At 50.5% G+C, this 15,167-nt stretch carries 16 protein-coding genes; 2 read left to right on the top strand and 14 right to left on the bottom strand.

The annotated features are described in order from the left end of the window. Positions 1–33 precede the first annotated feature (33 nt). The 5 genes from BQ7364_RS14020 to BQ7364_RS14000 all read right to left on the bottom strand — a co-directional run bounded on the left by BQ7364_RS14020 (position 34) and on the right by BQ7364_RS14000 (position 5,604). On the bottom strand, positions 34–996 hold the full coding sequence (locus BQ7364_RS14020) for a siderophore ABC transporter substrate-binding protein (protein WP_072685298.1): 963 nt from the start codon (positions 994–996) through the stop codon (positions 34–36). A 140-nt stretch (positions 997–1,136) separates the two neighbouring features. Beyond that, positions 1,137–1,889, bottom strand: coding sequence for an iron ABC transporter ATP-binding protein (locus tag BQ7364_RS14015; protein ID WP_072685297.1), 753 nt, complete (start codon positions 1,887–1,889; stop codon positions 1,137–1,139). Then, on the bottom strand, positions 1,886–2,854 hold the full coding sequence (locus BQ7364_RS14010) for an iron chelate uptake ABC transporter family permease subunit (RefSeq protein ID WP_072685296.1): 969 nt from the start codon (positions 2,852–2,854) through the stop codon (positions 1,886–1,888). The genes BQ7364_RS14015 and BQ7364_RS14010 overlap by 4 nt, the downstream gene beginning before the upstream one ends. Beyond that, the gene (locus BQ7364_RS14005; RefSeq protein WP_072685295.1) at positions 2,851–3,855 is read right to left on the bottom strand and encodes an ABC transporter permease; all 1,005 of its coding nucleotides are present in this window, start codon (positions 3,853–3,855) and stop codon (positions 2,851–2,853) included. Before BQ7364_RS14005 ends, BQ7364_RS14010 begins: the two co-directional genes overlap by 4 nt. A 555-nt stretch (positions 3,856–4,410) precedes the next feature. Then, positions 4,411–5,604, bottom strand: a complete 1,194-nt coding sequence (locus tag BQ7364_RS14000) for an FprA family A-type flavoprotein (RefSeq protein WP_072685294.1) — start codon at positions 5,602–5,604, stop codon at positions 4,411–4,413. A gap of 429 nt (positions 5,605–6,033) precedes the next feature. On the opposite strand from BQ7364_RS14000, the gene BQ7364_RS13995 reads away from it, so the two are divergent. Next, complete coding sequence (locus BQ7364_RS13995) at positions 6,034–6,234, top strand: cold-shock protein (RefSeq protein ID WP_072685293.1); 201 nt, start codon at positions 6,034–6,036, stop codon at positions 6,232–6,234. 97 nt (positions 6,235–6,331) lie between these two features. Here BQ7364_RS13995 and BQ7364_RS13990 read toward each other — a convergent pair whose 3' ends face one another. The 3 genes from BQ7364_RS13990 to BQ7364_RS13980 form a co-directional block, all read right to left on the bottom strand. Then, positions 6,332–6,925 (bottom strand): hypothetical protein, encoded by a 594-nt coding sequence (locus BQ7364_RS13990; protein ID WP_072685292.1) that lies wholly within the window; start codon positions 6,923–6,925, stop codon positions 6,332–6,334. 160 nt (positions 6,926–7,085) lie between these two features. Then, complete coding sequence (gene rbr, locus BQ7364_RS13985; protein WP_072685291.1) at positions 7,086–7,625, bottom strand: rubrerythrin; 540 nt, start codon at positions 7,623–7,625, stop codon at positions 7,086–7,088. Continuing rightward, positions 7,616–8,038 (bottom strand): Fur family transcriptional regulator, encoded by a 423-nt coding sequence (locus tag BQ7364_RS13980; protein ID WP_072685290.1) that lies wholly within the window; start codon positions 8,036–8,038, stop codon positions 7,616–7,618. The genes rbr and BQ7364_RS13980 overlap by 10 nt, the downstream gene beginning before the upstream one ends. Positions 8,039–8,587: 549 nt before the next feature. Between BQ7364_RS13980 and BQ7364_RS18430 the strand changes: the two genes are divergently transcribed. After that, positions 8,588–8,755: a hypothetical protein gene (locus BQ7364_RS18430; protein WP_234973192.1), complete on the top strand. Its 168-nt coding sequence runs from the start codon at positions 8,588–8,590 to the stop codon at positions 8,753–8,755. 111 nt (positions 8,756–8,866) lie between these two features. Here the strand turns inward: BQ7364_RS18430 and rsmI are convergent, their stop codons facing one another. The 6 genes from rsmI to BQ7364_RS13945 all read right to left on the bottom strand — a co-directional run bounded on the left by rsmI (position 8,867) and on the right by BQ7364_RS13945 (position 15,010). Then, a complete protein-coding gene (gene rsmI, locus BQ7364_RS13970; protein ID WP_072685288.1) occupies positions 8,867–9,718 on the bottom strand; it encodes a 16S rRNA (cytidine(1402)-2'-O)-methyltransferase in 852 nt (283 codons plus the stop codon). After that, entirely contained in the window at positions 9,715–11,058 is a 1,344-nt protein-coding gene (ricT, locus tag BQ7364_RS13965) for a PSP1 domain-containing protein (protein ID WP_072685287.1), read from the bottom strand. The genes rsmI and ricT overlap by 4 nt, the downstream gene beginning before the upstream one ends. After that, positions 11,051–12,046, bottom strand: a complete 996-nt coding sequence (locus tag BQ7364_RS13960; protein WP_072685286.1) for a hypothetical protein — start codon at positions 12,044–12,046, stop codon at positions 11,051–11,053. Before BQ7364_RS13960 ends, ricT begins: the two co-directional genes overlap by 8 nt. Next, positions 12,033–12,668, bottom strand: coding sequence for a dTMP kinase (tmk, locus tag BQ7364_RS13955; RefSeq protein WP_072685285.1), 636 nt, complete (start codon positions 12,666–12,668; stop codon positions 12,033–12,035). The genes BQ7364_RS13960 and tmk overlap by 14 nt, the downstream gene beginning before the upstream one ends. A 174-nt stretch (positions 12,669–12,842) precedes the next feature. After that, positions 12,843–14,282, bottom strand: a complete 1,440-nt coding sequence (locus BQ7364_RS13950) for a hypothetical protein (RefSeq protein ID WP_139248646.1) — start codon at positions 14,280–14,282, stop codon at positions 12,843–12,845. A 200-nt stretch (positions 14,283–14,482) separates the two neighbouring features. Next, positions 14,483–15,010 carry a QueT transporter family protein gene (locus BQ7364_RS13945; protein ID WP_072685283.1) on the bottom strand — a complete coding sequence of 176 codons (528 nt, stop codon included), beginning with the start codon at positions 15,008–15,010 and terminating at the stop codon, positions 14,483–14,485. Positions 15,011–15,167: the final 157 nt, after the last annotated feature.

Below are 15,167 nucleotides of genomic sequence, written 5' to 3'. Positions count from 1 at the left end.
TGAGGGAAGTCACCTTCATCCTTTTTGCTTTGTTTATTTCAATAACGCCGCTTCCAGATCCTGAAGCATCACGTCTAACGCGGTAATCCCGCCTTCTGCCAGATACCAGACCGTCGGCGTGAGGTAGACGATATTACCGTTCTGCGCGGCCAGCGTCCTGGCGGTCAGTTCATTGTTCATGACTTCCTCCGCCAGCTTCGCCCCTTCGGTATTGATCGCGGAATCACGGTCGAGCACGAAGAGATATTCCGGATTCAGCTTGACTAACAATTCCATCGACGATTCGTTGCCATGGGTGGAATCCACATCGTTCGCCAGATTGATAAAGCCGATTTCATTGCCAATCAGCGAGCAGCGGCTGCCGTTGCCAAGGGTATTGAAGTTGCTGGAGGTCACCATGCCGATCACCGCGGTTTTGCCTTTGGCCGCCTGACGCAGCGTTTCAATTCGGCTGTCGAAACCAGCCAGCTGTTCCTTCGCTTTGTCTTCCATATTAAATAAAGAAGCGATAGTCATGGCGTTCTGCTTCACGCTTTCCACTATGCCCAGCTCGGCATCGGTGCTCAGATACACAACCGGAGCGATCTCAGACAACGCGTCGTACTGCGCGCTCAGCCGGCCGCCGATGAAAATCACATCCGGTTCGCTGGCCATCAGCGCTTCCATATCGACTTCTTTCAGCGTCCCCAGATTTACGATCGCTTTATTTTCATTATATGCTTTCAGATAATCGACCGTTGAGGATTTCGGCATGCCGACGACGCGGTTGCCCAATCCCCAGCTGTCCAGCATATCCAGCGCCGCCATGTCCAGAATTGCGATCCGCTGCGGATCGACCGGGACTTCCAGCGGACCTTTTTCCTGATTTCCGTTGAGTGTGGTGATCGTCATCGTCGCAACTGGTTGTTGATTCGGCTGCTCCTCCTTCTGCGGTTTTGCGGTGCAGGCGCTCAGCATCAACAAGCCGACGACCATGAAACCCGTTAATTTCTTCATATTCTTTTCTCCTTTTTGTTTTTCCTTTGTGAACTATGATTTGTTGCGGGAAAACCTGTGATTCACATCATTCAAACTGACTTTCCTTTCCGATTCAGCTGAAATTTCTCTCTCGCCTTTTTTCAAATTTTAGAAACCTATTAATAATAGATCGACAGCGGCCGGCCCGCGACCTGTTGAATCTCGAAATTCACGCCGTAGATCGCCGAAAGGTTTTCCTTGGTGATCACGTCCTCAACAGTCCCGAATCGTGCTACCTTACCGCCGACAAACGCGCAGATATAATCCGAGTAGAACGCCGCGTAGTTGATTTCATGCAGAACCAGAATCACCGTTTTTCCCAATTCATCGCACAGCCGGCGTACGATTTTCATCATGTTTGACGCGTGGTAGATATCGAGGTTATTCGTCGGTTCGTCCAACAGAATATAATCCGTATCCTGAGCGATCACCATCGCGATCATTGCCCGCTGCCGCTGCCCGCCGGACAGCTCGTCGATAAATTGATCAGCGATCGCTTCCAGCTCCATGTAGGCCAGCGCTTCATCCACTTTCCGCCGGTCTTCTTCCTGCAGCCGCCCCTGACAATAAGGGAAACGGCCGAAGCTGACCAGTTCGCGCACCGTGAGCTTCATCTGAATGTTGTTGGACTGCGTCAGGATCGCCAGCCGTTTGGACAGGTCGCGGCTGTTCCACTTCGCCAGATCCTTTCCTTCAAACTGCACCAGTCCCGCATCTTTAGCGACCAGCCGGGAAATCATCCCCATGACCGTCGACTTGCCCGCGCCGTTGGGACCGATCAGGGACAGGACCTTGCCCTTGGGAATTTCGAAGCTCACCTCGTCGACGACCCGTTTTGCGCCATAGTGCTTTGTCAGTTGTTTAATAATCATGCCCGCTGCCTCCCTTTTCCAAATAACAGAATCAAAAAATACAAACCGCCGCCGATCGTGATGAACACGCTGACCGGCATGCTGTAAGAAAAACCATGCTCGACGATCAGCTGTCCGCCGACCAGAATGATCATCCCCAGCACAGCCGCGCCAAAAATCAGCCAGGTATGCCTGTATGTCTTAAACAGCTGCCGCGACAGATTCGCGATGATCAGGCCCAGAAAGGAAATCGGACCGACCAGCGCCGTGGCGATCGCGATCAGCACCGTTACGCCCAGCAATAACCGGCGGATCGTTTTGTCCACATCCGCGCCCAGATTTATCGCCTGATTCTTCCCCAGCGCGATCACATCGAGCAGCTTCAGCTCCTTCCGCAGCGCGAAGATCACCAAGCCGATCAGCACGGCTGAGATCGCCAACAGACTGGAATTGACGTTGGAAAAGCTGGCGACCAGCGAGCTTAACAGCGCGTCGTATTCGTTGGGATCCATGATCCGGGTCAGCGTCGTCTGCATGCTGGAGAACAACGTCGACATGACCGTGCCCGCCAGCAGCACATAGAGAATCTGATGCTTCATCTTCTTAAACAACGTCCCGTAAATCAGGATCGCGGCTGCCCCCATGATCGTCAGATCGACAAGAAACGAAAGCTGCGGATGGCGGGCGATCAGACTGCCGGAGCCAAGAAAGAACACCACTGCGGTATGGATCAGGGCGTACAACGAATTCATCCCCAGCAGGCAGGGGGTCACAATCGTGTTTTGAATCAATGTCTGGAAGACGATCGACGCGCCGCCGATACAGAAGGCTGTCACGAGCATAACTGATAATTTCGGCACGCGCAGGCGCATTGCGAATTCGACATATTTCGGATTGACGTTGAGCGTCAGATAGCCGATCACCGCCAGAATAGCCAGCGTGATCAGAACCGCCGCTTTAAAATGATTGGCATCACAGCGCTTCATCCTCTGCAGCCTCCTTCCGGTTTTCTGACGATACGGGCTTTTCCGTTAAGCCGCATCCAAAGCAGGCCGATGAAGATCAGGCTGCCCAAAATCCCGACGATCAGCTCGATCGGCAGTTCATACGGAGCGATCACGATCCGGCCGAGCATGTCGCAGACCAGCACGAACAGCGCTCCGAACAGCGCGGTATCGGCTAATGTTCCGCGCAGCTTATCACCCTTGAACATCGTGACCAGATTGGGAACGATCAGTCCAACATAGGAAATACTGCCGGCCACCACGACGATGCTGGCGGTGATCATCGCGGCGATCGTCAATCCCAGAAACAACACGGCGTTATAGGGCACGCCGAGGTTCTTTGAGAAGTCTTTGCCCATGCCGACGATATTGAAATGGTTGGCAAACACAAACGCCGCCAGAACTAACGGCACAACCAGAATGACCAGCTCATAGCGCCCCTTCATCACCAGGGAGAAGTGGCCGACCAGCCACGAGGAGAGCGCCTGCGTCATTTCGTATTTATACGCCAGATAGTTCGTAATTCCGCCGATGACATTGCCGAACATAATGCCGACTAACGGCACCATCACAACGTCCTTGAACTGAATCCGCTGGATAAACGCCACAAAGATCCAGGTTCCCGCAATCGCGCTGACGAAGGCAAAGCCCGCGCGCACCCACAGCGTCGAGCCGGGCATGAACAGAAAAGCGAACAGAATTCCCAGCTGAGCGGAGGAAATCGTCGCGCCGGTCGAGGGGGAAACAAATTTATTCATGCACAGCTGCTGCATGATCAAGCCGGCCACGCTCATGCCCATGCCAGTGCATAAAATCGCCAGCAGCCGCGGCAGGCGGGAAAGAACCAGAATCTCCAGCGCCTCCCAGTTTCCATTCAGCACGTCGGATACGCCGAAATCCGCCGCGCCGATCAATAACGAAATCCCGGAACAGCCCAAGAGAACTGCGGTCAGAATCAGCGTACTTTTAAATCGTTGAAGCATAACGTTCTCCTTTCATCGTTGAATGTTAGTTTAATCTAACATTGATGGAAAAATAAAAGAGTCGACGTCAGATCGATTCTTTTATTTTTTAGTTAGCCATATCTAACCTTAAGCGTAATCAGCTTACCATGACTGTGAAAAAAAAGCAAGCGTCCTTTCACCGGATTTCTGGAAGTTCCTGTAATCTGGCGAAAAGAATCATATTTCAGACGGAACCGTTTTCTTAGCGGCGGCATTCCCCTGCGTTTTAAACTTTCCTTATGGCAAAAGTCCCTCTGCGATTCTGAAGATTGAGGACAATTAAAAAACAGACGGTATCCGCAGTAATTCTTCCCTGGCTCAGGGTAAGAATAGAATTTCCATACAAAGAAACAGGCAGGATAAAGCGTTGTATAACCGTTTATCCTGCCCATTTCATCATGCAAATTCGACTAAGAACCTCCCCAGCGGCAGCCATCTGTTTTCGTGACTTCCCATTATGCGCTTGAAATGAATTTGAAAGAAAGCAGCTCCTTCTTTAATTGAAAGGAAGTCCGTTTGCTTAATAAACCCAGTTTATTTCCCGGCGATCTGTTCCACCCAGCGCCGTCCGGCCTGTTCTGCTTCCTCAAGCTGCGCCATGGACGGCTTAAACCGCACTTTCAAGGCTGGCATGACCGTAATCCGCAGCTGTTTTAACCGTTCTTCCAGATGAGCGAACGCTTCCCCGCTCCAGCCATAGCTGCCGAAGACTGCCGCAAACTTTCCGCCGTGCACGACCGGATTCAAATAAGAGAGAAGCATCCAGACCGGCGGCAGTGCTTCCGCCAGAATCGTCGGCGATCCCAACAGAAATCCCCGGGCCTGTTCCAGCTTTTCCACCACTTCCGTCACCGGGATCTGCGTCAGTTCCATCAATTCCGCTTTCCAGCCGGCACTTTCAATGCCCCGGGCGATCGCCTGCGCCAGCTGTTCCGTGTAGCCATAAGCGCTGACATAGGCCAGAATCAGCTTGTTTTCCAACTGCGGTTCCGCGCTCCACCTACGATATTGGTTTAAAATCTCCTCCAGCCCGCAATCCAGCACCGGTCCATGACCCGGACAGATCATCTTCACATCCAGCCCGGCCACTTTGTCCAGCGCTTTCCGCATGAATGGGCGAAATGGCTTTAAAATATGATCATAATAGTATTTTAACGCACTCTGATAGGCCGTTTGATCCTCGACCTCACTCACGCGCAGCCCTTCAAACGCATAATGTGCGCCAAACGAATCACAGGTAAACAAAATCCCATCTTCCTGTGCCAATGTAACCATCGTATCCGGCCAATGCAGATTGGGCGCCATGATAAACCGCAGCGTCTTTTTGCCAAGATCCAGCGTCATGCCTTCTGCCGCTGTCAGTGAGCGGAAATCCTGATTGACGATTTCCTTTAAGAATTGCAGCGCCGCCGGACTGCCGACGATGGTCAGATTCGGATTCACTTCCAACAACTTCGCGATCGAACCGGCATGATCCGGCTCGGTGTGATTCACGATCAAATAGTCGATTTGATCGACTGGCAGCACCGCTTCAACACGCTTTTCAAACTCATCAAAAAACGGAAGCTTGACCGTTTCGATCAGCGCCGTTTTCGCTGTACCTTTAAGGATATACGCGTTGTACGTCGTTCCATATTCCGTTTCCATGATGATATCAAATACCTTCAGCTGCGGATCCTGGACACCTACCCAGGTCAGGTCGTTGGTTATTTGTTGATTGATTGCCATCCTGCATCACTCCTTTATTCATTCTTTCCCAATATTCTGGAAATTAACAGAAATCTTTTCTTTCCTGATTATCATAGTCAAATTCTGAACAAATTTCTATCAGAATGCTTCCTGCTGATCAATTTTGCGGGGTCTTTCAGACCCGGGGAATTCTCTTTCAAACAAGGATGCAGAGCTTTGAAAAAAGGACTGATTCTGTCTTCTTTTCGCTTCTGATTTTTATCGGGAATCCATTAAAATTATTACAATTTCGAACAATAACCGACTATTTCGTCCAAATTTATCATGAAATCCGGATTGATTCCGCCAGGAAATCGTGCTATATTGTAGTTAGATTTTCAAGGCTATAACTATAATTTCACATGAGGAAAGGATAGTTAATTCCCGCGCTCATGTGTCTTTTATTATAGTGGCATAGGAGGACAGCTCATGGTTACAGGAAAAGTCAAATGGTTTAATGCTGAAAAAGGCTACGGATTCATCACGACGGATGAAGGAAAAGACGTCTTCGTTCATTATTCCGCGATTCAGACAGAAGGTTTTAAAACCTTAGACGATGGCGAAGCGGTAAGCTTTGAAGTCGTCCAGAGCGATCGCGGCGAACAGGCTGCGAACGTCTGCAAGCTTTAATTGTCTTTTCGAATCAGACATGCGAAAAGCACTCCTGCGAGTGCTTTTCTTCTTGGTTCAGGGTTTAAAAGAGAAATGTCTGAGCCTGTCCCCTGCCTCAGACAGTTGAGGGAACTTGGGGATAGATCAGACAAGCGACGTTCACGTCTGCTTTCTGTTTCATCCAGTAACAATGGACAGGAAAAGGCAGCGCCTCTCCCTCCGGCTCCATCGCCTCATTCTGCCGATCCTGCACAAACAGCCATAACGCCGCAGGATAATCCCGGGACTTGATGCCAGAAAGCAGATGTTCCAGTTCCGCGCTGATTTTACGCTCCTTTTTCACTTTAACAAATTCCAGGCATTGACTTTGGTTCAGCGGCTGTCCGTTATGCACTAATTGACTGATCATTTTGACCAGCCATTCGCCATTCCAGGGGTCCGTCAATCGGCTGCGAATCTGCCAGGATGGATAATCAGCCAGCGGTTGAGGACTGATAATTAAAATTGGCTGGGGAAAGGAAGCGGCCAGCTGCGGATCCACAGCTTTCGAGGAACATAGAATTGTCTGATCCCATTTTTCGGGACGGCTGCCGGCATCTTGAATTTGGATGTACTCAATGACGAGATCGCCCGTCTGATGGCGGATCCGGTGAACCTGATCCTCGGCCTGCGGGTCAATCGGATCGCATTGCAGGATTCTGATTTTCATTGCGTTTTCCTCCGATTCTGTTTCCAATGTATGTCCCGGAATCCATAAATATGTATGAGATCGGTGATAAACCGGAGCGGAATCTGAAGCGAAAGCTTGAAATAGAAATAAGGATTAAAAGAAAAAGGACCCGGCGAGCGGATCCTGTGAATCAGAGAAATTAATAGTTGGCTTTTTCAACTTCGAAGAAAGACTTCGCATAGCCGCACAGCGGGCACAGACCCGGAGCGTTCTTGCCGACCAGAGTATAACCGCAGATCTGGCATTTCCACATGACGTCTTCTTCCTTCTTGAAGACTTTGTCTTCCTTCACATTGCTTAACAGAGCCAGATAACGTTCTTCATGACGCTTTTCGATTTTGGCAACCATATCCATCTGGGCCGCGATCTTGTTGAAGCCTTCTTCACGCGCAATCTTGGCGAATTCAGCGTACATGTCAGTCCATTCGTAGTTTTCGCCATTGGCCGCATCCTGCAGGTTAACGTCTGTCGAAGGAATCTGATCGCCATGCAGAGCCTTGAACCACAGCATCGCATGTTCCTGTTCGTTGCGCGCTGTTTCCTCAAAGATATTCGCGATCTGCTCCATGCCTTCGGCACGAGCCTTCATTGCATAGTAAGTGTACTTGTTGCGGGCCTGAGATTCGCCGGCGAAAGCGCTCATTAAGTTCTGTTCAGTTCTTGATCCTTTTAATTCCATTGTTCTTTACCTCTTTCTTTCTCTTTTTCCTGTTTGTCTTTACACTGGTTGCAGCAGCCTTCCAACGAGATATTCAGATCTTCCACGCTGACGCCCATCTGGTCTTCCACCTGGCTGATCATCTGCTCCTCAACGGAGAAGGAAACGTCGAAATACCGCTTGCAGTATCGACAATAGAAGTGATGATGCTTTTTCGGATTTCCATCGTACATGAATCCAGCGCTGCGGTCCTGGAACTTCTGGATTTCACCCAGTTCCGACAACAGATTCAGGTTGCGATAGACGGTTGCGATTCCAATGGAAGGATCAGCTTCTTTTACCTTCTGGTAAACCTGCTCGGCATTCATGTGAATTCCTTCGCCGCGCATCACATCCAGGATCAGCTGGCGTTGCCTTGAATTCCTGCGAATCATCATCTCACCTCCTAATAACGATAACTGTTATCATTATAGCATAAGTTTTCTGAGAGTCAAGCCGCTGCGTTCAAATTTTTTAAATTTTTGATTGGTTTTCCGAACGGATATGCTGAATATCCCCCCTTGGACGCCGACGTTTGAGAACCGGGATCTTCCGGTGGGCAACGAGGGGAAAAATCCTGAATGAAGCGCATTGCCAAAAATGGAAACAGAAGTTGACAGGCAGACTTCTGCCGTGGAACAAAAGAAAACAAAAAATCAGGTATACCGGATAATCCGGGCCCTGACGTTTTGTTTTTGGATCAGTCTTTTTTACAGCTTTCTGGTTGATCGGGCTGTTGATTTTGTTTCCTTCTGCCGTAAGTTTATAAAAGCTGTGAAAGCAGATAAAGGAAAGAACCATGAAAAGAAGGTGGAATGATGCAGCTGTTCCTTGATTTTGCCGCGGCAATGCTCGTGCGTTTGTCAGGCTGGTCTGCCTAAAATCCTTCCGCGCCCCGGCCGCTGCGTATTTTGGGGTTGATTTTCTTCAGCGGCTTATTTCTTGTGCTTACCGTCATCACCCTTGGATCCGGTTCTCTGGCGATTGTTCTGTTTGCCAGGCAGAAAGGTGCGCAGGGAATCTTTTTTACAGTTCTTGCTTCAGGGCTGACCGGTTTCTGCCTGTGCTTCCTCAAAACTTTACTTAAGGAAATCCGGCAGAAAACGCATTAGTCTATGTTGAATCCGTTCTGATCCTTTCGGCATTTTTTTCATTATTTCCCAATTCGATATAAAAAGCTCTTTCGGTATCGGGGATTTCCGATCCAAAAAGAGCTTTCTTCTTTATGATTCCTGATGATATGCGCGGTAAATCTCATTCTTGGACACGCCGGATTCCTTCGCAATCTGCCTGATCGCATCAGCGGCGGACATCCCGGAACGGATCCGTTCGTTAATCTGATCGGTGATCTGCGCCATATCCAGAGCCGGCTGGCTTTCCTGTCCGCAGCCCTCCACAACGAGGACCATTTCGCCTTTCAGACCGGCCGCCGCCGCTTTCAGCTCGCTTAAGGTTCCGCGCAGAAATTCCTCATGCCGCTTGGTGATTTCCCGGGCCAGACATGCTTTGCGGTCGCCCAGAACGTCCAGACAATGCCCCAGCATCCGCTCAATCCGATGCGGCGCTTCATAGAAGATCATGGTGAACGGCAAGGATTTCAACCCTTCCAGCTCCTTCACGCACTCGCGGTCATTGCTGGAAAGAAATCCTTTGAACAAGAATGGCTGAGCTTTCAAACCGGACGCGACCAGCGCGTTGATCGAAGCACTGCAGCCAGACACCGGCACGACGTTATACCCCGCGGCCGTTACCTGCTCGACGATATTCTGCCCCGGATCGGAAATCAGGGGATACCCGGCGTCGGAAACCACCGCGACGGACTGACCTTGTTCAAGCAGATTTAACAATCCTTTGGCGCTTTCCCGTTCGTTATGAGAATGATGGGCGATCATGCGGGTATGAATATCGAACACTTGAAGCAGCTTCATCGTGTTGCGGGTATCCTCCGCGGCGATCACATCCACTGTGCGCAAAATCTCAATCGCCCGAGGCGTCATTTCTTCAAGATTCCCAATCGGCGTCGGTACGAGATACAGCGTCGGTTTTTCATTGGAAAAGCTTTGCTGGCGAATCATTTCTGATCCTCTCCCGGCGCATTTTTCGGCTGACCCTCTTTGCGGCCAGGGTGCCGCCGGCGGCGATTCGGCCGTTTCCGCTCCTGAGTTTTCGCCTCGCCATCACCTTCCTGCGCCTTAACTTCGCCTTCCGGTTTGACTTCCTTCCCGCTCTCCCGCGGCTTCTGATGTCTGCGGTTCTCCTGCGGTTTGCGATCCTCGCGGCGCTTTTCTTCCGGTTTTCTTTCTTCCGGCTTCTTTTCCGTTTTTTTCTCAGCCGGACGCCGGGCAGGTTCTCTGCGTTCCTGCTTTTTCTCTTCGGCAGGTTTTCGATCGGTTACTTTCCGATCGTCCTGACGCTCGGTTTCCTTCGCCTCCGCTTCCCGACGCTCGTGCGTTTCCTTACGGTTGTTTTCTTTCCGTTCGTTATCCCGGCGGTCATCCTTGCGTTCGCCAGGCCGGTTTTCTTTCTCTTTGTTTTTTGCGTTCTGGGCTTCCGGGCGACGGAACACGCCCTTTTCCATTAAATCCGCAAGCGTAATAAACTGTACGTTTTCCCGATTTTCCAGCTTGGCGGTCCCGTTGATCACGTTCATCGACGTCACGCGGTACAGCTTGCCTTCATATTCGACCTGAGCGTTCATCTTCGGTAATCCGGCGCGCAGCTGTTTGTAATTCTCATCCTCAAATTTCAGACAGCACATCAGCTTGCCGCACTGTCCCGACAATTTCTGAATGTTCAGAGCCAGCAGCTGGTTCTTCGCCATGTTGATCGACACGACGTCAAAATCATCCATGAACCGCGAGCAGCAGGTTTCCATGCCGCAGGTGCCCAGACCGCCGATGATCTTCGCTTTATCGCGCGGACCGATCTGACGCAGCTCGATCCGGCACTTGAAGATCCCCGCCAGTTCCTTTAACAGCTCGCGGAAATCGACACGCTCGTCGGCGACATAGACGAAGATGATCTTGCTTCGATCCAGCGTGTATTCGCAGCTGATCAGATTCATATCCAGCTTGAGCCGGGCCACTGCTTCCTGACAGCGGGCCAGCGCTTCTTTGGCCAGATCTTTATTTTCGGCATACATCTCGCGGTCATGCCGGGTCGCTTTGCGCAGCACCGGCTTGAGCGGCGTATTCTGGGTGTGCATCGACACGTCGCGCAGGTTGCTGATGATCTCGCCCATCTCGACGCCCCGGATAGTTTCCACGACGACATAATCGCCATATTCCAGCGTTTCATCGTTCGCGCCAAAGCTGTACGCCTTACGCGAATTCTTAAACCGCACGGAGACGACATAGCGGTAAGCCGGAGCCGGTTTGGATTCTTCCGTTTTTACAGCTTCCTGATTTTCACTCATCTTTCATTCCCTCCTTCATTTGATAAATTAACTGATCCGCCAACAATGGCAGATTATAACTACGGGACAGCTTGTCCCGGCATTCAAGCAAAACGATAATCAGCCGATCCAGCCGCAGCGGACGCTGATTCCAGTTTCCTATTTCCTCCGCCATCCAGGCCGGGCCTTCCGTATGCCCTACCGCGGCGTCGCGGAGAAATTGAAGCAGACAGTCGATAAAATAACCGAAGGTTCGTTTGTCCTTCTCCTTATCCTTGCTTCCCAGATACTCGGTCTGCATCCACACCAGCACTTCTTCTTCACGCAATGGGAATTCACGGATAAACCGGCGCATCATCAGCATTCCATTCTGGTACGCTTCATCCTCAGCCGTCTGTTTGATCTGATCGACGTCGCGGATCATGTGCGACAACAGATAGCCGTCGGTTTCGTCAAGCTGTTCTTCCAATGCGATCTGATGTATCTGACGCTGCGTCAGCGGCCGAAAGGTCAGCGTCTGGCAGCGGGAGACGATCGTCGGCAGAATCCGGTCCTGATTTTCCACAATCAGAATCGCGAGAGTATCAGAGCCTTGCGGCTCTTCCAGAAACTTCAACAGGCTGTTAAGTGCTTCGGGCGTCGTGTTCTCCGCGTTGTTGAGAATATAGACTTTCTGTCCGCTGCGCTCCAGTCCGGTTTTATTGAAACGTTCCTGCAGCGAGCGAATTTCCTCTTTTTTAATCGACTTGGACGCGCCGTCCAAAAGAATCAGATCGGCATAGTTGCCCTCCGCAATCCGCTGGCAGTCGATGCATTCTTCACAGGCGAATCCGTCGTGAACGTGCTGACAGATCCGGCTTTGCGCTAACAGAAGCGCCGTTTCCAGACGCGGCGTTCCCTTCTGCCCGACAAACAGAAACGCATGCGCCAGTTTCTTCTGCATTAACGCGTGTTTCAGCGTCTGATAAACGACCGGCTGCTGAGCCTGTAAGCGTTCAGCGAACTTCACGTTGGATCAGCGCTCCAATCGTTTTCACACAATCGTCAATCACCTGCTCAACCGGCTGGGAGGCGTCGATCACGATCATCCGTTCGGCAAACCGCCGACGCACCTGGCGATAGCCTTCACAGACGCGCAGATGGAAATCAATCTTTTCCTGATCGAGCCGGTCTTTGTCCTGCCGGCTGGCGATCCGGTCCAGCCCCTGTTGAGGAGCCAGGTCGAGATACAAGGTTTTATCCGGCCAATGGCCTTCGATCGCAAACTCGTTGATCGACAAAACTTCTTCGATCCCCAAATACCGGCCGACGCCTTGATAAGCCAGCGAGCTGTCGACGAAGCGGTCGCAGATTACGACCTTGCCTTCGGCTAAGGCCGGCAGTACTTTTTCGATCAAATGTTGCCGCCGGGCCGCGGCGTAAAGCAGCGCTTCGGTCTTGCTATCCATTGCCGTGTTGGCAGGATCGAGAATCACGCGGCGGATTTGCTCCGCAATCTCAATCCCTCCCGGTTCCCGGGTATATAGGGAATCAACGCCCATTTCCTGCAGCCGCTTCGCCACCGCCGTGCTGACTGTGGTTTTCCCGCTGCCGTCCGGGCCTTCAAATGTAATAAAATAACCTTTTTTCATATACGCTCACCCTTGATCTCCTGTGCTATTATATCACGGTTAACCGTAGTTACGCTACAACCTTTCCCTTCCTGCGCAGGCGGGATAGAACGCTGAATTTCTCCATAGAAAAGAACTATCCGCCCGGATAAACGGATAGTTTTCTTTTGTTAACGCTCTCTTTTTTCCCTGCGCTTAATACCGGACAGCCCAAAGCAGGTGGTAAAACTGATCATCACCGGTATCTTCCAGCTCCGCAGTCCAGTGCGGCATGCGGTCGAGATTGTCTTTCACCGTCTGAATAATCTTTTGATTGGCATTGTTCAATCCATTTTCGGCTTCGATCGGAATCCCTTCTACAATCAGCTTGTTATCCCAATGAGGCACATAGGTCACAAAATCCACGGTGATTCGATTATCTGATTGCTTTTGATCCAAAACGATCACACCGGGACTGGCTGGCAGCCAGTCGCCTTCGCGGGAATAGGCGACATAGCTGTTCACACTTTGGCTGTAAACGACACCGCTGCTTAACTTCCGGTTATCATAATCGTCATAAACATAATCCTGCCCGCTCAGCACCTTTGCCGCCTTGTTCATGTCTGGCTGGGTAACCAGCGAGCCATAGCCCTCGCGGATCGCGAAGTCCGCAAACCGCACCTGTCCTTCGGCATTCCTGCAATATCGGCCATCGCAGCCATAGTCAGGAATCGCGCTCATCAAGGTTGGCGCCAGCGCTTCCCAATCAATCGCAGAGGGATCGTCGAAGCCCTGATCCATCGCGGTGAACAGGTACAATGTTTTCTCAAGCTTTGTCGTATCCTTCAGATATAGCGTATCCTTATCATTAAAATTCATTTCCACTTCCAGCGTGATATCCGGCGTGATCGCCCCAGGTTCCAGAATATCAACATGCTGATCATAAAGTATAGCAAAGTTTTCTGCCAGTTCATTCAGATTCATTCCTGGTTTAATTTCAGCAGCGACTGCCACCATTTGTTGAATCAGAGTGCGCTGAGTCAGCGATTGATTCCAATATCGTTTAAAATAACTCAAACACTGACCATAAAGCGATGGTGCAAAATTCATTTTCTTCCCTAACGTCTTAGAATTCAATTCTGCGTCTTGAAGCTCCAAAGTTTGCGGGTCGAATTGAATGAGGAACCGCTGATGGTCTTCTGTAACGATTTCCGATTGCCAAACAGAATCAGAGCTCTTCAAATTCATCATAAGCTGCGCTGAAAATACTGCTGTTTTAATAACGCGATCTTTCTTTTTGTATTCGATCGTCACATCAGGAAAACCAAAAGTGATTTCAGAATTAATTAGATTGACGACAATATCTCCTTGACCCAATGTATCTGTAAAGACCCATGCCGCTTCAGTGATGTCCAGTTCATATTGATGACTAAAATCATACCAGGCTGCATTCAGGCGATCCATCACACCTTTATCATTCAGGAACTGCCGTAATAGAGTTTCTTCATTCGCTGTCGGCGTTGGCACCAACGAAGGCATCGGCACATCCGATGTCGGCTTCACGCTGCAGCCGCAAAGCAAAATCCCGATCATCATGACTGTGAGCGTTCTTGTCCAATGATGTTGTTTCTTCCTTTGCCTTCTTTCCCGGCCCATTCTTTCCCCCCCGTAATTCTTACATTCCTTCTTTCCCCTCATTGTAAAGGATAGAGGGGAAGGAAGGCAAGGTCTTTCATGAAATTAGAAGAATTAAAAAGTGGTTATCAGGAATGGTACAAAAAAAGACGCCCGAAAGCGTCCGAAATCCCTTTAGCAGTCTGTCTTGAGAGGTCTTTTCAACAGAGTCGATCTTACCTTTATAATCCGAAGCGCCTGGCCACCTGCGCTTTATCCAGCGCTTTGACTAACGGCAAGCCCAGAACGAAGCAGGCGATCAGCTCGCCAAAACCGACTTCCAGCGCATTGATCATAAAGCCGGTAACCAAAGCGGTTGGATAGAGAACATACGCCAATTCCGCGCCCACGATCACGGCGTTGAACAGCACCGGCATCAGCGCTGAAACGAGCGGCAGTCCTTTGACGCAGAGCTTGCGGAACTTCCAGGTCAGAAGAGCGGCCAGGAAAGTCGCCAGCGTCCCCGCCAGCACATCAAAAAAGCCTAACAAATTGACGCCCATGATCGCGCCGATCAAGTTAGTCAGAAAACAGCCCAGCGTCACGCCGGCAATCGCCTCCGGGAATAAAACCGGAAGCAGCGTCATCGCTTCCGCGATCCGGATCTGAACCGGTCCGAATGAAAGCGGCGCTAACGCCAGAGAAACGGCGGCGTACAACGCGGCGATCACCGCGCTGATACAAAAACGAACTAAAGTTTTGTTTTTCATTATCTTATTGAATTCCTTTCGTGTTTTGTTTATTGTCAGGGGATTGCGACTGACATGTCTTCTCTCAAAACGTTTACTATTATAACAGATTTTATGAACTTATAAAGAGGAAGAAAACGATTGTTTTCCCAATCGTCTGGTTAAGTAGGATTCTGGA

The sequence above is a fragment of the Holdemania sp. Marseille-P2844 genome, assembly GCF_900120005.1.
Lineage (GTDB): Bacteria > Bacillota_I > Bacilli_A > Erysipelotrichales > Erysipelotrichaceae > Holdemania.
Note: the sequence above shows the minus strand (reverse complement) of the source record. Positions and strands in the feature narration are given on the sequence as shown.